Annotated in this window: 14 protein-coding genes; 6 read left to right on the top strand and 8 right to left on the bottom strand. The window is 33.7% G+C overall.

The window, feature by feature from the left end:
- Window positions 1–116 precede the first annotated feature (116 nt).
- The 4 genes from FA048_RS10375 to FA048_RS10390 all read right to left on the bottom strand — a co-directional run bounded on the left by FA048_RS10375 (window position 117) and on the right by FA048_RS10390 (window position 4201).
- Complete coding sequence (locus FA048_RS10375) at window positions 117–1280, bottom strand: dipeptidase (RefSeq protein WP_136840551.1); 1164 nt, start codon at window positions 1278–1280, stop codon at window positions 117–119.
- The gene (locus FA048_RS10380) at window positions 1280–1906 is read right to left on the bottom strand and encodes a toxin-antitoxin system YwqK family antitoxin (RefSeq protein ID WP_136840553.1); all 627 of its coding nucleotides are present in this window, start codon (window positions 1904–1906) and stop codon (window positions 1280–1282) included. Before FA048_RS10380 ends, FA048_RS10375 begins: the two co-directional genes overlap by 1 nt.
- Before the next feature lie 18 nt (window positions 1907–1924).
- Window positions 1925–2503: a toxin-antitoxin system YwqK family antitoxin gene (locus FA048_RS10385; RefSeq protein ID WP_136840555.1), complete on the bottom strand. Its 579-nt coding sequence runs from the start codon at window positions 2501–2503 to the stop codon at window positions 1925–1927.
- Window positions 2504–2572: 69 nt separating this feature from the next.
- The gene (locus FA048_RS10390; protein ID WP_136840557.1) at window positions 2573–4201 is read right to left on the bottom strand and encodes an acyl-CoA carboxylase subunit beta; all 1629 of its coding nucleotides are present in this window, start codon (window positions 4199–4201) and stop codon (window positions 2573–2575) included.
- A 168-nt stretch (window positions 4202–4369) separates the two neighbouring features.
- Here FA048_RS10390 and FA048_RS10395 point away from each other — a divergent pair, with 168 nt between their 5' ends.
- Both FA048_RS10395 and FA048_RS10400 read left to right on the top strand, forming a co-directional pair.
- Complete coding sequence (locus FA048_RS10395) at window positions 4370–5080, top strand: hypothetical protein (protein ID WP_136840559.1); 711 nt, start codon at window positions 4370–4372, stop codon at window positions 5078–5080.
- 216 nt (window positions 5081–5296) lie between these two features.
- Window positions 5297–5740, top strand: a complete 444-nt coding sequence (locus tag FA048_RS10400) for a DUF2721 domain-containing protein (RefSeq protein WP_136840566.1) — start codon at window positions 5297–5299, stop codon at window positions 5738–5740.
- A gap of 46 nt (window positions 5741–5786) precedes the next feature.
- Here the strand turns inward: FA048_RS10400 and FA048_RS10405 are convergent, their stop codons facing one another.
- From FA048_RS10405 to guaB, 3 genes are all read right to left on the bottom strand, one after another.
- A complete protein-coding gene (locus FA048_RS10405) occupies window positions 5787–6371 on the bottom strand; it encodes an LOG family protein (RefSeq protein ID WP_136840568.1) in 585 nt (194 codons plus the stop codon).
- Between the two features lie 262 nt (window positions 6372–6633).
- The gene (locus FA048_RS10410; RefSeq protein ID WP_136840570.1) at window positions 6634–9219 is read right to left on the bottom strand and encodes a TonB-dependent receptor; all 2586 of its coding nucleotides are present in this window, start codon (window positions 9217–9219) and stop codon (window positions 6634–6636) included.
- A 412-nt stretch (window positions 9220–9631) separates the two neighbouring features.
- Complete coding sequence (gene guaB, locus FA048_RS10415; protein ID WP_136840572.1) at window positions 9632–11101, bottom strand: IMP dehydrogenase; 1470 nt, start codon at window positions 11099–11101, stop codon at window positions 9632–9634.
- Between the two features lie 140 nt (window positions 11102–11241).
- Here guaB and ppnP point away from each other — a divergent pair, with 140 nt between their 5' ends.
- The 4 genes from ppnP to FA048_RS10435 all read left to right on the top strand — a co-directional run bounded on the left by ppnP (window position 11242) and on the right by FA048_RS10435 (window position 17460).
- Window positions 11242–11523 (top strand): pyrimidine/purine nucleoside phosphorylase, encoded by a 282-nt coding sequence (gene ppnP / locus FA048_RS10420; RefSeq protein WP_136840574.1) that lies wholly within the window; start codon window positions 11242–11244, stop codon window positions 11521–11523.
- Window positions 11524–11610: 87 nt separating this feature from the next.
- Window positions 11611–13449 (top strand): outer membrane protein assembly factor BamB family protein, encoded by a 1839-nt coding sequence (locus FA048_RS10425; protein WP_136840576.1) that lies wholly within the window; start codon window positions 11611–11613, stop codon window positions 13447–13449.
- 130 nt (window positions 13450–13579) lie between these two features.
- Entirely contained in the window at window positions 13580–15565 is a 1986-nt protein-coding gene (locus FA048_RS10430) for a DUF3858 domain-containing protein (protein WP_136840578.1), read from the top strand.
- Window positions 15565–17460, top strand: coding sequence for a DUF3857 domain-containing protein (locus FA048_RS10435; protein ID WP_136840580.1), 1896 nt, complete (start codon window positions 15565–15567; stop codon window positions 17458–17460). Before FA048_RS10430 ends, FA048_RS10435 begins: the two co-directional genes overlap by 1 nt.
- A 93-nt stretch (window positions 17461–17553) precedes the next feature.
- Here the strand turns inward: FA048_RS10435 and FA048_RS10440 are convergent, their stop codons facing one another.
- Window positions 17554–18006: a GNAT family N-acetyltransferase gene (locus tag FA048_RS10440; RefSeq protein ID WP_136840582.1), complete on the bottom strand. Its 453-nt coding sequence runs from the start codon at window positions 18004–18006 to the stop codon at window positions 17554–17556.
- Between the last annotated feature and the right edge of the window lie 39 nt (window positions 18007–18045).

Below are 18045 nucleotides of genomic sequence, written 5' to 3' on the forward strand. Positions count from 1 at the left end.
TCTTTTTGTAGCTACAAATTTAAGCTTTAAGTTCTAAAGGGCAAAGTACTGTGGAGAAAGATGAAATTGTGAAGATAATTTAATGGGGTTAGCAGTTGACGATTTACAGTTTAAATCTAATTTCCTTTATTAGCTTTAAGCACCCTCAAAAAATTACCTCCTAAAATTTTGGTAATTTCATTGGCTTTATAACCTCTTTTAACTAAGGCATCTGTAATTTTAGGATAATCTGCTACACTGTTAATTCCTAACGGAAATGCTTCTGCTCCATCAAAATCGGCGCCCAAGCTAACGTGATCAACACCTATCATTTTAACGATATAATCTATATGCTCTATTAAAACTTCTACTGATGGTCTTGTTGCATCAGCATCTACCTGGTGAAGAGCTATTAAGGTGTCAATTGCATTGCTCCTGCCGTATTTGGCAGATAGGCTTTTTAATTCAGAATCGTACTTAGCAAAGAAGACTTTTTGTTTATCATTATAAGTTGAATCTAAAAATCCTGCATAAAAGTTAAGCGAAATTAAGCCTCCGTTTTTACCTACTGCTTTAATTTGCTCATCATTTAAATTTCTTGGCACAGGGTTTAAAGCATACACACAACTGTGCGATACCAATACAGGTTTTTTAGTTATTGCAATTGCGTCAAAAAATGTTTTAACACCAACGTGCGATAAATCTACCATTACACCTAAATCATTCATCTTACGAACAACTTGTTTCCCAAAGTCATTTAATCCCGCAATTTCTGGTCTTATCTTTTTAGATGTTTCTTCTGCTGCTGAACTTGCCCAAGGCGTACTGTTATTCCAAGTCAAGGTCATGTAAATCATTCCTCTTTGGGCTAACTTTTCTAGATTTTCAAGGCTATTTTCAATCATATGCCCGCCTTCTACACCAATCATAGCGGCTAGCTTTTTCTCCTTAACTGCCTTTTCTAGTTCAGTAGCATTTTTAACTAATGTTATTTTACTTGGATATCTTTTTATCAAACTATATAAAGAATCTATTTCTTGATTTGCAACTGCATAACCACCCTTTTCATCACACCAAATAGAAAAAACCTGAACATCTAAGCCACCTTGTTTTGCCCTTACCAAGTCAAAGTTACCGGTAGATTGAAGTTTGCCGATATCAATTCCAGATTTGATTTGATTAAAAAGAATATCGCCATGCGTATCTACAACAATTGCTTTTTGATGAATTGTTAACGGATTTTGGGCCACACTCTCTAGCATTAAAACAGACAGAAGCACAATTAATAAATATTTTCTCATTAACTATTCTTATTAGTAACACTCCCTTTTACTATTTTTCCTTTTTTAGTATATTCTCTAGATTTAAGGATTCCCATATCGTAAACTTCTCTTACTTTACCTTTTTCTAACGACCACTCTCCATGCTTTTCACCATTAACATAATTACCAGAAATTACTGCTACTCCGAATCTGTCATAAGTAATAAATATGCCATGCATTTTTCCATCTAAAAATTCTTGAGCACTAAGCACATTTCCATCTGGATAAAAGAGAAACCATTTACCTTGTTCTAGGCCATTAACAAAATTTCCTTCCTGTGAAATAAATCTAGTTTTCCCTTTTAAAGCAAAACGTTCTTGATAAATGTTATTAAATTGAGTTATATCTGAATAAAAAGTAAACTTGCCATGGGCCATAGTTAATGATTCGTCTGCATATGAGCCAGTTTGTATAAGATTATCATATAAATCATACCTTTTAAAGGTCCATACATCTTCTGTGCTTATCTTTCCATAAACTGCATAAGAAGTTGCCTTATCTTTATCTTTTGTAACTTGATTACCGTACAAATAGATTGGCCTTACTTGCGAAAAAGCATTTAAAGAGCAAATAAATAAAATAAAAAGAGTTGAAAAAATTTTCATTTGGGATGCAAAATAGTATTAATTTTCTTTTCTAGAAGTTAATATGTCATTCATATAAACTTCTTTTCTTCCAGTATCATAAGTCCATTCACCATTTTTTAGGCCAAGTTGATAGTTGCCAGAAGTTACAACTTTTCCTCTTCTGTTAAAAACTTTAAACTCACCATGCTTAAGGCCTTCAATATAATTAGTTATGCTAAATATCTTTCCATCTGGAAAAAAACAAACCCATCTTGCAATTTTTTTACCATCTGCATAATCTCCTTGCTCTGATAAGAAACGGTATTTATCCTTCATGTAGAAGTTTGTATTGTTTTGCTCATTAAAAATATCAATATCTTCATACAACAAAAATCTTCCATGAGGAATTGTTAGCTTTTCATCTTTATAAAATCCTGTCAGTAACAAGTTATCATTAAGATCGTACATTTTAAGTACATATAGGTTTTCTGTACTTAATTTACCAGATACTCCATAAGAAGTAGCCTCTGCCTTATTTGTTGTAATACTGTCTCCAATAAAATAAATTGGTTTTATCTGAGCATAACCAGATGAACTTAAACAGAAAAAAATTGCAGCAATTAAGACATACTTCATAAGGAGATAGATTGCATTAACAATTATTTAGCCAGTACAAATTAACAAAAATTGATCAATTCTCCTAAATTAGGTTTGTATTATACCTACATTAAATGCTTTTCTAATAGGTGATTGGTTTGCAGCTTCAATTCCCATAGAAATCACTTTACGAGTTTCTAACGGATCTATAACTCCATCAACCCATAAACGTGAAGCAGCATAATATGGTGTAGTTTGACTGTTATATCTGTCAGTAATAGTCTTTAATAATTCTGTCTCTTTTTCTGGTGTAATGGTTTCTCCTTTTGCTTTTAAAGACGCTTCTTCCATTTGTAATATTACTTTTGCAGCTTGCGCACCACCCATAACAGCAATTTTTGCACTTGGCCAAGCATAAATTAAACGCGGATCATAAGCCTTACCACACATGGCATAATTACCAGCTCCATAAGAATTACCAATAACAATAGTAAACTTTGGTACTACAGAATTAGCTACTGCATTTACCATTTTTGCCCCATCTTTTATAATTCCACCTTGTTCTGATCTACTACCTACCATAAAGCCAGTTACATCTTGTAAAAATACCAAGGGAATTTTCTTCTGATTGCAGTTCATTATAAAACGACTTGCTTTATCTGCACTATCAGAATAAATAACTCCGCCAAACTGCATTTCTCCTTTTTTAGATTTAACAACGTTTCGCTGATTAGCAACAATACCTACTGCCCAACCATCAATACGAGCTAGACCACAAATAATACTTTGACCAAATAACTTTTTATATTCTTCAAACTCAGAATCATCTACCAAACGATGTATAACATCTCTCATTTCGTATGGCTTCTCCCTATTTTCTGGTAAAATACCATACAATTCTTCTTGTTTTAACTTTGGCAAAGCCGACTTAATTCTATCAAAACCTGCATTTTCTGGGGCACCAAGCATGCTCATGATTTTTTTAATGCTATCTAAACAAGCCTTATCATTAGGATGTTTGTAATCGGTAACACCCGAAATTTCACAATGTGTGGTTGCACCGCCCAAAGTTTCATTGTCAACTTCTTCACCTATGGCAGATTTAACTAAGTAAGAGCCTGCTAAAAACACCGAACCCGTTCCTTCAACAATCATAGCCTCATCACTCATAATTGGCAAATATGCTCCGCCCGCAACACAAGAGCCCATAATTGCAGAAATCTGAACAATCCCTTCGGCGCTCATTATGGCATTGTTTCTAAACATCCGTCCAAAGTGTTCCTTATCAGGAAAAATTTCATCTTGCATTGGCAAATACACTCCAGCACTGTCTACCAAGTAAATTACTGGCAACCGGTTTTCCATAGCTATTTCTTGCGCTCTTAAATTCTTCTTAGCTGTCATCGGAAACCAAGCTCCAGCCTTAACAGTTGCATCATTTGCTACAATTAGACATTGCCTACCAGACACATATCCTATTCCAGTAACTACACCAGCGCTTGGGCAGCCACCTTGTTCTGTATACATTCCATCAGCAGCAAAAGCACCCAATTCTAAAAATTCAGTCCCTTCATCGGTTAAATAGGCAATTCGCTCTCTTGCCAATAATTTACCTTTTTCTTTCTGTTTTGCAGCATTCTTTTCTCCACCACCAATATGTATTTTTTTTAATCTGGTTTTAAGTTCATAAACCAGTTGCTTATTCACATCTTCGTTCTTGTTGAATTCTATATTCATCTGTGTTTTTTATTTGGCTAGACTAGGCATAATTATTTTAAACCTGCTGTCACGCTAGCAAGTTAGCTGTTAAATTTAGAAAACTAAAACCTGTTTTGGTATTCAGTTTTTGAATTGCAGGTTTTTATGGCAATAACAAAAACCCAAATCCATCGTTTATAAAGAATAATGAAATATCTTATCATCATATTGGTTTGTTTTACCCAAATTGGTAAAACACAAACATTTTCCTATCCGCTCTTAAGCAAACAGGGTAAAGATATTACAACATTAGTACCTTCAAGATGGAATGCTATAGATACTGCTTTTGGAGATTTAAACAATGACAAATTAGAGGATTTAGTTATTATATTAGAATATAATCTTCCCATATCAGAAAACAGAGCATATGGCGACAATGAAACAGATTTAATAAAAGAGTTTCAAAAACCTAGGGTATTAGCCATTTATTTTAAGAATGCACAAAATGGAAAATACACTTTAGCACTTCAAAATAATAATTTTATTCTTAGGGCCAATGAAGGGGGTTCTTTGGGCGATCCGTTAAAAAACATTAGCACTGCTAATAATAAACTGGTTTTAGAGTTCGAAGGAGGTGCAAACTGGCGTTGGAAATTAAATTATGAATTTAAATATCAAAACAAAGATTGGAATTTAGTTAAGGCAAATAATATTTATTACAATGCTCTTTCAGGCGAAATGACCAACAGGCAATATAATTTTCTAGCAAGAAGAATGAGATTAATTTCAGGGAATTTGGCCGACCAAGAAGGTAACAGTTTGATAAATGAAGAAACGCTCATTTTCACCAATTTTAAAACCTTTGCGACCTTTAAAAAACCCTGGACTTGGGAAATTACCAAGGATAATTTTTTGTAGGTTTTTCTCTTTGCCTATCTTTTTTTATTATCCTTCGACTCCTGAAGAATCTTATTGTGTGGACACAAATCCAAAAATCTGCCGTCATTCCCGTAAAAACGGGAATCGTAAACTGATTTTGATAGTTGAAGATATTTGCTTTTCAAATAGATATTTAAAAAGCATTTGCAAGCAATGTGCCTATTATTTAATATGTTTGGGTAAATAAGCCTCCGAATGAATTTAAGCATCAATACCCCTGCATTGTTATTTCCAGCAATAAGTTTAATCATGTTAGCTTATACCAATAGATTTTTATCATTGGCGAGCTTAGTAAGAAGCCTTCATGCTAAATATGCGGCTGATAGTAAAGATGGTTCGATTATCCATAGTCAAATTAAAAACTTGCGTTATAGATTACGCCTTATTAAAAATATGCAGACTTATGGTATTTGTAGTTTTATAAGTTGCATATTTTGTATGTTTTTTATCTACATAGAAAAAGAGATAATAGGCGAAATATTGTTTGCCATTAGCTTGTTGTTCTTTATTGCATCGTTGTTTACTTCTCTTATTGAGATAAGACTTAGTACCAAAGCTTTAGAATTTGAGTTAAGCGATATGGAAGATTTACAAGACCCATCTTTGGTTCAGTACATTAAAAACAAGTTTGATAAATAGCTAAAGTCTACTAGCAAGTTGCTAACTTAAGACTGATGACTTTAGGCTAAGTCAAGTTCCTATCTCTAAACCAAACTTCATCAGGTGCAGCTTTAAAATTCTGCATTTTAGCAATTAAAATTGATGCATCAATTTCGTTAAAGACTAAATCTCTATTGGTTTGTTTTAAAAACCGCTGTTCTACCATTACATCCATTTGTTTGAATAGATGGTCATAGAAACCATTTACGTTTAATACCCCAATTGGTTTACCATGTAGTCCTAATTGCAACCACGTTAAAACTTCAAATAATTCTTCTAGTGTACCAAAACCTCCAGGCAAAATTACAAATCCATCAGCAAGGTCGGCCATTTTTTGTTTACGCTGATGCATATCCTTAGTAATTATCATTTCAGTTAAACCTTTATGTCCAACTTCTTTATCCATCAAAAATTGGGGTATTACACCGATTGCTTTTCCACCGTGTTTCAAAATTTCATCAGCAATTACACCCATAACTCCAACACTACCGCCACCAAACACCAAAGTAATATTTTGTGAGGCCATTGCTTCAGCTAAATCTTCAATTGCTTTTCTTAAAACCGGATTACCATTAAAATTGGAGCCACAATAAACGCAGAGTGATTTCATTATAGAGTTTGTTTAGAACTCAAAAGTAATCAAATAGTTCATTGGTTCAATTGTCATTAGTTCATTGGGTGAAGAAAGAAAGTCCAATAATCAATGGTATACTGAACAAAATACATTATAGGCAAGTCTAATAAACTAATGGCATTAATTAAAAAATCCATAAAACAAAAAAACCTTGACAAACCAATGCGTACGGCGCATCGGTTTGTCAAAGTTGTTAAATTGGTTCATAGACTAATGAACCAATGATACCACTGAACAATTAAAAACTATAACGCAATGTAGCTCCGTAAGTTCTTGGATCGCCAAGTACGCCTGCATATAAACCAGAGTTACCAGCTGCTGCCTGCAATTGTTCGTAGTAGTTTTTATTGGTAATATTTCTGCTCCAAGCAAATATTGAGAACTTTTCTGATTTAAATCCTATTCTAGCGTTCAATAAAGAATAACCTTCAACATTTAGTACTCGTGATGGAGTTGGGTTTGAAGAATATCCAGAACGGTAACTAGCATCACCTGCAATAAAATATCTTCCATTTTTAGTAGCTAAATTACCAGGAGTGCTAAATTCTGCACCACCAGAAACATTCCATTTAGAAATTCCTGGCAGTCTACCACCAGAAGCATCCTTAAATGCTACTTGAGTAGAAACGCCATTGATAACTTCTGTATGCCCGGTTTCTTCTAACGGTAAGGGAGCATTAGTAAATTTCACATATTTACCATCAAGATAAGCTACAGCAGCATTTAAAGTTAAAAATCTTTCTAATTGGTAGCTTCCATCAACTTCTAAACCTTTTACTTTTACCTTTTCTGCATTAGCCAAATAGCCTCTATTTACACCCAATTGTGGAGATTGCACATTGGTTTGGTAATCTTTTATATCTGTATTAAAAGCAGTTACATTTACTAATAGGCCTTTAATAGGTTTTGTTTTTACACCTAATTCATAATGCTCTACATATTCTGGTTTTACCACAGCTACAGATAAATCTGCTTGTCCGTTTGAAGTAGTAGGCAAACCACCAACATTTACCCCTACAGGTTTGTAAGCAGTAGAAAAAGTTCCATAAGCATTTACCTTATCGGTTGGTCTGTAAGAAAGTGTAATGTTACCAGACAAGTTATTATTGTCTGTACTTGTGGTAAATTGTTGATTAGCATAAACAGCGGCTTTAAGGGCAAGTAATGCAGCGTCTGAAGTTTGTAGACCTCCGTAAGTTTGCCTATCATAATCAACATCTTTCTTATCATAAGTATACCTTAAACCTGGTAAAATGTGCAAGTGATTTAAAAACTCCCAGTCTACCTGTGCAAACACTGCAGCACTTAACGATTTAATTGTCGAATTGGTTTTGATACCAAATCCGTCTAACAAACCAGGAGTTGAGTATAATGCCTGCGAACCAGTATTAGCTGTTTGCACAAACCTCCATTGATCTTTACCTACTTCTTCTGTTTGGTTTAGTCCTTGTAAATTCTGACCAAGAACAAATACACCAACCACACCACTTAATTTTTCGGTTATATTACCAGCATATCTAACTTCTTGTGAGTATTGATCATGACGAGAGTTACCTTGAGATTTAGTTAATGCAGACAGTTCAGAGAAATCTCTGTCATTTGTAGGATCCCAGTTCCAAAATCTCCAAGCTGTGGTAGAAGTAAGCGTGCCGTTGCCAATTTTATAATCCACATTTAAAGAGATACCTCCAATAGATTGGTTGTGTCTCCAAGGTGTATTGGTATTTATTGTTCTTGAAAAAGGATCTACTTTTGGTTGCTGATATCCTAAATCAGCAACAATTTTAGCGTATTGACGATAAGCACTTCTTTCTGTTGTGGCTACACCTGCAATTACAAGAGGGTAACCTGCAGGATGTTGAATGCTTACATCACCACTTAACAATACTTGTAATTTATCTGATGGTGTGTAATACAATTGGCTTTTAAAACCGAGATTATTTTGCCCACTATATTTACGTTCTTCTCTAGTGTTCCAAATTGTACCATCTCTTTGGGTCCCAGAAATAGACAATTTTGCAGCAAGGTTTTTTGCCAAACCACCAGAAACTGACGTTTTTGCCTGTAAAAAATTATAATTTCCAAAACCCAATTCTACTTTTGCAGTTGGTGTTTGTGTTGGTTTAATAGTAGTAATGTTAAATGCACCAGCAGTAGTATTTTTTCCAAACAAAGTACCTTGAGGCCCACGTATAACTTCTATTTGTTCAATATCTAAAAAATCTGTAGAAGTAGCTGCCGGACGTGCATGGTAAACACCATCAACATAAAAACCCACGCCTGGGTCAATTCCGTCGTTGGTTAACCCAAATGTTGAACCCAAGCCTCTAATATTAAGCGTTGTATTTCTAGCATTAGAGGCATATAGTTGTACAGACGGAACAAGTTCCTTTAAACGATTCACATTAAAAGCACCTGCATTTTCAGCAGCTTGCCCTCCAATAACTGTTATGGCAATAGGCACATCTTGTAACACTTCAGAGCGCCTTCTTGAAGTTACCACAATCTGATCAAGCAATGCATTTTCAACCAAAATTAACTCTAAAGGTGTGTCTTGAAGCTTGAAAACTTGAAAATCTTGTGGTTTATAACCAACTGAGCTAACTTGAAGATAGAATGGAAGCTCTTGTTTTGAATTGATACTGAACACACCATTGTCATCTGCACTTACAGAGATATTGGTACCTCTTATTTTTACAGTTGCGTGTGGCACCGGAGCGCCATCTGTACGTTTTATAACACCTGTTATAGGACTTTGGGCAAAAATTGTGACCGGAATAGAAAATAAAATTAGAATAATAAATGATAAATAATTGTGCTTCATTGTATTGGTTTAATATAAATATTGAGATTAATTTAAATAGTCTACTAAATCTATAGAATATATAGGCAAATATATTTTAAAATTATTAACTACCAAATTTTATTTGGAATAATTTTTAAAATATTTGTGTAACGGAATTAAATAAGGAGAATGGAGTAAAACCCAATATTCAATTTTTAACTAGTAAGAAGTTAAGAAGAATGAAGTTTACTGCACAATTTTAGGTTACTAAACCAGATTGGAGTGAAAATCCTTTTTGTTTATTGCAGTTAGCAATTTGTTAGCACTGACAAAAAGATTGTAACGAAAAGCGGGGCTATCGTAACCGATGCCCCGCTGTATTTGTTTTACCCCTAAATCCCCTGAAGGGGACTTGGTTATTATATTACTCCTTTAGGAGTTAAGAGATTTATTATCTAGTATAATTTGGAGCTTCTTTAGTAATTGTGATATCGTGAGGATGACTCTCTCTCATACCAGCAGCAGTAATCTGAACAAATTGTGCTTCTTGTAATTTTTCTATTGTTGCAGCTCCACAGTAACCCATACTGGCACGTAAGCCACCAATATATTGATACATCACTTCAGCTAAGGTACCTTTAAATGGTACTCGCCCTACAATACCTTCTGGCACTAGTTTTTTAATATCGTCTTCTACATCTTGAAAATAACGGTCTTTCGAGCCTTGTTCCATCGCCTCAATAGAACCCATTCCGCGATAAGATTTAAACTTACGCCCTTCATAAATGATGGTTTCGCCTGGTGATTCTTCTACACCTGCAAATAACGAACCTGCCATTACTGTGCTAGCACCAGAGGCTATTGCTTTAGCTATATCTCCAGTATGTTTAATTCCTCCATCGGCAATAACAGGAACTCCAGTACCTTTTAGGGCTTTAGCACATTCGAAAACTGCATATAATTGAGGAACACCAACACCAGCGATAATTCTGGTGGTACAAATAGAACCCGGGCCAATACCTACTTTAACGGCATCCGCTCCAGCATCAGCTAAAAATTTAGCAGCTGCTCCAGTAGCAATATTACCTACAATAACCTGCAAATCTGGATATTTAGCTTTTACCTCTTTTAGTTTATCAACCACTCCTTTTGAATGACCATGAGCAGTATCAATTGTAATTACATCAACTCCGGCTTTTACCAAAGCATCAACCCTTAACAAGGTATCAGCAGTTACACCTACAGCAGCACCAACTCTTAATCTACCTTTTTCATCTTTACAAGCTGCAGGATAGTTTTTAACTTTTTGAATATCCTTGAAAGTGATTAAGCCACATAGGTAACCTGCAGCGTTTACAACTGGTAATTTTTCAATTTTATAATTTTGTAATATTTCTTCAGCTTGAATTAAGTTAGTTCCCTCAGGTGCTATGATTAAATCTTCTTTAGTCATTACATCGGCAATTGGCTTATTCATGTCTTTTTGGAAACGCAAATCTCGATTAGTAATGATACCTACCAATTTATTATCGTTACTTACTACAGGGATGCCACCAATCTTATGCTCTTTCATAATCTTAAAAGCATCTGCTACAATAGCACTTTCTAATAAGGTAACTGGATCTTGGATCATTCCACTTTCAGAACGTTTAACTTTACGAACTTCTTCAGCCTGTCTTTCAATCGTCATATTTTTGTGAAGCATTCCGATACCGCCATTTTGAGCAATGGCAATAGCCAATTCTGCTTCGGTTACGGTATCCATTGCGGCAGAAATTAAAGGCACATTTAGCTTTATTTTTTTAGTTAAAAACGTAGCTGTATTAACATCACGGGGCAAAATCTCTGAATATGCAGGTACTAACAATACATCATCGTAAGTTAAACCAGTAGCAATAAATTTTTGGGGATCGAGTTGCATAGCAAATAAATTAGGAGTTCTTATTTGCAGGGCAAAGATACAAAAAAACCACGCAAATAAAAAGGTAATATTGAAGTTGGTTAAATATTAAGCTTTACTGACAATTATTTATATTGTGCTCATAAAATATATTTTAAATTATGATACAAGAAAACCAATATTTTGATGGCAATGTTAAATCTTTAGGCTACCAAACCACCGAAGGAAAATCGACAGTAGGGATAATTAATCCAGGTGAATATGAATTTGGAACAGCGCAGAATGAAATTATGCACATTATTGAAGGAAGATTATCAACTATGCTAGCTAATAGCAAAGAATGGGAAATTTTTGAAGCCGGAAGTAACTTTGAAGTTCCTGCAAATTCATCATTTAAAGTAAAAACTGAGGTGCAAACAGCTTATTTGTGCCAATACAGATAAATCAAACTATTTGAACAACATAAAAATATCATTACGATTAATACTCGTAAAAAAGATTTAACCATCTTTAGTTATTAATTGATTTATATGAAAAAGCTAGCTTTTATTATTGCCATTTCTTTTATTGCCTTAAGTTCCTTTGCCCAAAACTTTAAATATGCTTTTGTAAGTGATACTCATATTGGTAGTGCAAATGCGGATGAAGATTTAAAAAGAACAGTGGCAGATATTAATAGTCAACCTGAGCTAGAATTTACCATTATTACCGGGGATATTACCGAAATGGGCACCAATGAAGAGTTAAAATTGGCTAAGGAAATCCTATCGGGACTAAAAAAGCCTTATTACATTATGCCTGGCAATCACGATACAGGTTGGTCTGAATCTGGTGGGGTTACTTTCATTAAGGAGTTTGGATATGATAAATTCACTTTTGATTATAAAGGATATCGTTTTATAGGTTGTGCCTCGGGGCCTTATGTGCGTATGTCTGATGGACATATTCCGAGAGATGCCACTGTTTGGTTAACTGATGTTTTGAAAAAAACACCAAAAGAAATGCCTATTATTTTTGCCAACCACTACCCTATTGATAATAGTTTAGATAATTGGTACGAGGTTACAGATAGGCTAAAAGCCAAAAACATTCAATACATTATTTGTGGGCATGGTCACAATAACCGTCAATATAATTTTGAAGGTATTCCTGGTACAATGGGCCGCTCTAACTTGAGAGCTAAGGATAGCATTGGCGGTTATAATGTAGTTAGAATGACCAAAGACACAGTTTATTTTTCATTAAAAAAACCTATGCAGGAATTGTTGCCATCATGGCGAAAAATTCCTTTAAAAACTTTCGTTCATCAAACTTTAAAAGCCTACGAAAGACCAAATTACGACATCAATAAGAAATATAATAATGTAAAAGAATTATGGACTTATCATTCAAGTGCCAATGTAGTAAACACACCAACATATAGTGAAAATGTAGTAGTGTTTGGAAATAGTTTAGGTTTAATAGAAGCCCTAAGTAAAACTACAGGCAAAAAACTATGGACTTACCAAACCAAAGGCGCCATTTATTCATCTCCTGTTGCAACAAAACAATTGGTTATTTTAGGTTCTGGTGATGGAAATATATACGCATTAAACATCGCCACGGGTAAATTAGTTTGGAAAGTACAAACTGAACATTCTGTTTTAGGTTCTCCTATAATTGATGGTAACATAGTTTTTGTTGGTGGTAGTGACCATAGTTTTAGGGCATTAGATGTTAAAACAGGTAAACTAATATGGAAATTTGATGAAATAGAAGGCGCTATGGTTGGCAAGCCTCTAATCTATCGGGGTAAAATCATTTTTGGTTCTTGGGGTAGACATTTATATGCCCTAGATATAAAAACCGGAAGCCTTGTTTGGAAATGGAATAATGGCAATATGAACAGGATGTTTTCTCCCGCTATGGTTACCCCTGTTGCTACAAATGGTGTAGTTTACATTGCAGCACCCGATAGGTTCTTAACTGCAATAGATGTTAATAATGGTCAAACCTTATGGCGAAATAAAGAAGCTGGAGTACGAGAATCTATTGGATTATCAGCAGATAGCACAACTGTTTACGGCAAAACCATGCAAGACGAAATTGCTGCTTATAAAACCCAAACAACTGATCCAGGTATTGCATGGAGATTTAAAGCTAGCTTTGGATATGAACACGCTCCCTCTCAATTAATTGAAAAAGATGGCAAAGTATTTTTCGGAACTAGAAATGGAGTGGTTTATGTTTTTGATCCAAAAACTAGGCAAAATTTATGGGCGCATAAGATAGACAACTCTATGGTTAATACTGTAAATGTAATAGATGGGAAAAATGTTTTAGTGAGTACAATGGATGGAAAAGTGACTCTTTTACAGGCTAAAGAATAAATCATTTTTACATTTTTTAGTATAAATGTTCATAATTTTTACTTTTCATGTTTTGATGTAAAAATAATTACTTGATAAATTAAATAACATCTTAAAATGTTTTTATTATTGTAATAGATAAACCAAAAACATGAAAATTAAAACGCTCTTTCTCCTCGTTGGGATCACTGTATCCCATCTTTTCAGCTACGCCCAAAAAAAAGAATTTAAGTTTGGCAAAATTGCACCAGAAGAATTTCAAACTAAAGCAACAGGCAAAGACTCAGCTGCAGCTGCAATTAAATTGTTCGATATAGGTAATTGCTATTTTGAATATAGTGAAAACACTGGTTTCAAATATGTTTATCAACGCCATATCCGCTATAAAGTACTAACCAAAGCAGGTTATGATTTAGCAAACTATAAAATTGGACTATATAAATCAAGTGGCTCTTCAAAAGAAGATCTTAATGGAATGGAGGCGGCGACCTATAATATGGTAGACGGCAAAATGGTGATTAGCAAAATCACAAAAGATGCAAAGTTTACAGAAGAATTTAACAAAAACTATACCTATAAAAAATTTACCCTTCCTAATGTAAAAGAGGGTTCCATTCTGGAATTTAAGTATACTATTAAATCAGATTTCATTTTTACTTTGCGTGGTTGGAGTTTTCAAAGCGATATACCAACCTTGTATTCAGAATACAATGTTAAAATTCCAGAATATTTTATGTATAAAACAAATTTTGGGGGTTATATCCAAGTAAATAGAACCAAGCATGAAACTATTAATGCTACTTATGTTCCGAGTATTAGCTCAACCGCAACCCATGACCAATATGTGTTAGAAAATGTACCTGCATTAAAGGATGAAGCTTTTATTACTACAATAGATGATTATATACCCTCAATAGAATTTGAATTACAAGGAACACGTTTCCCAAATGAAATGTATAAGGATTTTAATGGAACCTGGCCAAAAATTGTTAAGGAATTAGCAGATGATGAGAATTTTGGATTATTTATCAATAAAAATTCTTACGCAAAGTCTGTTCTACCGACTATATTAAAAGGAGAAAAAGATACTTTAGCAATGACTAAACTCATTTATGATTATGTAAAAAGTAACATAAAATGGAATGAAGAACGTGGGAGATATGCAAGTGGAACAAATCCTAAATTAGTTTTTGAAAAAAAAGCTGGAAGTTCAGCAGATATCAACTTATGTTTAGTTAGCTTATTAAGAGAAGCCCAAATAGATGCACATCCTCTATTAGTTAGCACAAGGGACAATGGTATACACCCTGGGTATCCAATGATCTCTAAATTTAACAATGTACTTGCTCATGTGGTAATAGCCAATAAAAATGTACTGTTAGATGCAACAGATAAAGATATGCAGTTTGGAATGATTGCTTTTGATAATTTAAATCATGAAGGATTATCAATTGATTTAAAAAGCATTCAAAGTGCTTGGATTGCAACAGAGCCGACATTTGCAAGTGAAAAAATCTTCAATTATTCTCTGGCTTTAGATAAGGAGAATAAGCTAACAGGTACAATTACTCAATATACAAAAGGTTACGCAGCTTTAAAATTAAGAGATAAATACAGAACCACAAATAATGAAACGGAGTTCTTAAAAGATTTTAAAAAGGATAAAACTGGTTTAGAGCTTACTAATTATAAAATGGGTAATCTTGATAACCTCGATGAACTTTTAACAGAAACAATGAATGTGGTTATTGAAGATAATGTAGAGGAAGCTGGTAATCTTGTTTATTTCACACCACTATTGTTCGAAAAAACCAAAGAAAATCCATTTAAACATGAAGAGAGACTTTTTCCAGTCGATTTTGCTTACCCAATAAAAGAAAATTACAGAATTACAGTAAGTTTCCCTGAAGATTACGAAGTAGAAAAATTACCAAAAAGCAATCTTTATAAAATTCCAGATAATAGCGGAACATTTAGCATTACATTTTTCAGTCAAGGAAAAACATTAATGGTTAAAAGTGTGATAGATATAAACAAAACATTTTACACTCCAGAAGAATATTTCAATTTAAAAGAACTATTCAAAGCTATTGTAGAAAAGCAAGCTGAGCAAATTGTATTTAAAAAGAAAGCCTAATGAAAAAACTAATTGTTTCCTTATTTTTTGCAGGTTTGTGGTTTCAGTCAAAAGCACAAAATAATTATGATGTAAGTAAAATACCCGAAGCATTAACTAAAAATGCGGTTGCTGTAATTCGCAATGAAGAATTATTCTTTGATTTTAAAGGTGTTGGTTCTGGTGAGGAAGAATATAAAGTTGCCATAACTATATTAAACAAAGCTGGAGATGATTTGGCAGAAATGGCTGAAGTTTATGATAAATTTTCAAGTATCAATAATATCAAAGCCACAATTTATGATGCTGCTGGAAAGAAAATTAAAGATTATAAATCTGCAGATATTAAAGATCAAAGCTTAATCTCCGACTTCTCCATTTTTGAAGATAATAGGCTTAAAATTTTAAAATTTTATCATATTAATTATCCCTATACAATTGAATATAGTTACAGCCGTAATTATAAAGGAATATTAAATTTCCCATCTTGGCATGCGATTAAGGGCTATAACATAGCAACTGAAAAATCAACATATACTTTTCAAAAAAATGCCGGTTTAAACGTAAAGTATCTATCAAGTGCAAATTTAAAAATCGATTCAACCAAGATTGGTGATAAAACCCAGTATAAATGGACATGTAATAACTTACCTGTAATTGAGAGAGAACCATATAGCATTGGATTAGATAATATTACAGATTGGGTTAAGGTATCTCCTACTCAATTTGAGTATGACAATACAACTGGAAGTTTTGATAATTGGAAAAATTTTGGCGCTTGGATATATAAGTTGAACGAAAATGGTAATGTTTTACCAGTAACAACAAAAGCACTAGTTCAAAACCTAATTAAAGATGCAAAAACCCAAAAAGATAAGGTTAGTATTCTTTATCATCACTTACAACAAAATACTAGATATGTAAGTGTACAGCTTGGCATTGGCGGTTTTAAACCAATACTTGCAGAAAAAGTTGCACAAGTTAACTATGGCGATTGTAAAGCACTTTCTAACTACATGAAAGCATTATTATTTGAGGCTGGAATAAAATCTAATCTTATTGTTATTGGAAATGGAATGCCAAGTATGAACCCAAAATATTCAAGTATGGGTCAGGCAAACCATATGATTTTATGTGTTCCATTAGAAAAAGACACAACTTTTTTAGAATGTACAAGTCAATATAATCCAATGGGTTTTATAGGGTATGACAATGCAGATAGAAATGTTTTAATGATTACTGAAGATGGAGGAAAAATAATCCATACACCAGCATACAATGCAAAGGATAATTTTCAAAATAGAAAGACAAAAATCAACTTTAAAGACGATGGGGTTGCAGAAATTGGGATTAAATCTATTTATGGAAATGCCCAATTTGAAGATAACATGTCTATGCTTTTAATTGAACCTGTAGAACAACGTAAAAAAATTAATGAAGATAATGGAATACCGGGAGCAGAATTAATTGCCTTTAAGTTTGAGCAGGCCGATAAAACTTTGCCCATAATGACAGAAGATATAAGTTTCAAGTCTAATCAATTGCTTACTAAAGGGGCAGATAAAATATTCTTAACATTAAATCTAATGAATAGAAAGGAAAGCGTGCCAGCAAAAATAGAGAATCGAAAAACTTATTTTGCTGTAGGTTTTGGCTATCAGGATGATGATGAAATAACCTACAACTTACCAAAAGGATATGCTGTAGAATTTTTGCCAAAAGACATCAGTATTACTTCTGAATTTGGCACCTATACTGCTAAATTTGTGGCAAAGGATAACTTAATCACTTATTCTAGAACCCAAGTGATGAATGCCAAAAAATTTCCACCAGAAAAGTACAATGAGTTTGTAGATTTTAACAAAAAGATTTTTCAGGCAGACAAACAAAAAGCAGTTTTAACAAAAGCACCATAAAAAAGCTCCCCAATAATTGGGGAGCTTTTTTCTTTAAAAGAATTCTTTTCTTTATGAGCTGTATGGCATACAGATTATAAAAAGAAATTCCGATTAATCCTTTTCACAGTGTTGCCTTAATTGTTTAGGCCCTTGTGGCCATATAAACGCTGTTGTTTGTTTTTTCCAGCCCATGCTTTTATAAAAACGGTCGGCACCAGGTGCTGCACTTAAATTCACAAAGTGATAATCTACCAATTGACTATTTAATGTAGTTACCAAATACTTACCTAAACCTTGTCCCTGGAAATCTGGATCAACCACAATATCTGCTAGCATGGCATAATATCTTCCATCGCCAACTACCCTGCCAAAGGCGATAATTTTATCTCCCTCAAATACGAAAATGGTAGTAGTACTATTTTTAAATGCCAGCGCAATTTCTTCCGCCTTACGGTGTTTCCATTCTATTTTATAAAATAGAGATATTACATAATCCCAGTCTATGCTGTTTAAATCGGGATTAATGGTATAAGTGTATGCAGGATTTTCTGTCAGATTGTTCATCAATAATTTATAAATGTTCACTACAAACGAAAGCTAGCC

The organism is Pedobacter polaris, from assembly GCF_005116505.1.
Taxonomy (GTDB): domain Bacteria; phylum Bacteroidota; class Bacteroidia; order Sphingobacteriales; family Sphingobacteriaceae; genus Pedobacter; species Pedobacter polaris.

Excerpts from the sequence above, each read along its gene's own strand:
- FA048_RS10390 (WP_136840557.1), bottom strand. The coding sequence starts at position 4,201 with ATGAATATAGAATTCAACAAGAACGAAGATGTGAATAAGCAACTGGTT.
- FA048_RS10375 (WP_136840551.1), bottom strand. The coding sequence starts at position 1,280 with ATGAGAAAATATTTATTAATTGTGCTTCTGTCTGTTTTAATGCTAGAG.
- FA048_RS10385 (WP_136840555.1), bottom strand. The coding sequence starts at position 2,503 with ATGAAGTATGTCTTAATTGCTGCAATTTTTTTCTGTTTAAGTTCATCT.
- FA048_RS10395 (WP_136840559.1), top strand. The coding sequence starts at position 4,370 with ATGAAATATCTTATCATCATATTGGTTTGTTTTACCCAAATTGGTAAA.
- FA048_RS10405 (WP_136840568.1), bottom strand. The coding sequence starts at position 6,371 with ATGAAATCACTCTGCGTTTATTGTGGCTCCAATTTTAATGGTAATCCG.
- FA048_RS10400 (WP_136840566.1), top strand. The coding sequence starts at position 5,297 with ATGAATTTAAGCATCAATACCCCTGCATTGTTATTTCCAGCAATAAGT.
- FA048_RS10425 (WP_136840576.1), top strand. The coding sequence starts at position 11,611 with ATGAAAAAGCTAGCTTTTATTATTGCCATTTCTTTTATTGCCTTAAGT.
- FA048_RS10435 (WP_136840580.1), top strand. The coding sequence starts at position 15,565 with ATGAAAAAACTAATTGTTTCCTTATTTTTTGCAGGTTTGTGGTTTCAG.
- FA048_RS10380 (WP_136840553.1), bottom strand. The coding sequence starts at position 1,906 with ATGAAAATTTTTTCAACTCTTTTTATTTTATTTATTTGCTCTTTAAAT.
- ppnP (WP_136840574.1), top strand. The coding sequence starts at position 11,242 with ATGATACAAGAAAACCAATATTTTGATGGCAATGTTAAATCTTTAGGC.
- FA048_RS10410 (WP_136840570.1), bottom strand. The coding sequence starts at position 9,219 with ATGAAGCACAATTATTTATCATTTATTATTCTAATTTTATTTTCTATT.
- FA048_RS10430 (WP_136840578.1), top strand. The coding sequence starts at position 13,580 with ATGAAAATTAAAACGCTCTTTCTCCTCGTTGGGATCACTGTATCCCAT.
- FA048_RS10440 (WP_136840582.1), bottom strand. The coding sequence starts at position 18,006 with ATGAACAATCTGACAGAAAATCCTGCATACACTTATACCATTAATCCC.
- guaB (WP_136840572.1), bottom strand. The coding sequence starts at position 11,101 with ATGCAACTCGATCCCCAAAAATTTATTGCTACTGGTTTAACTTACGAT.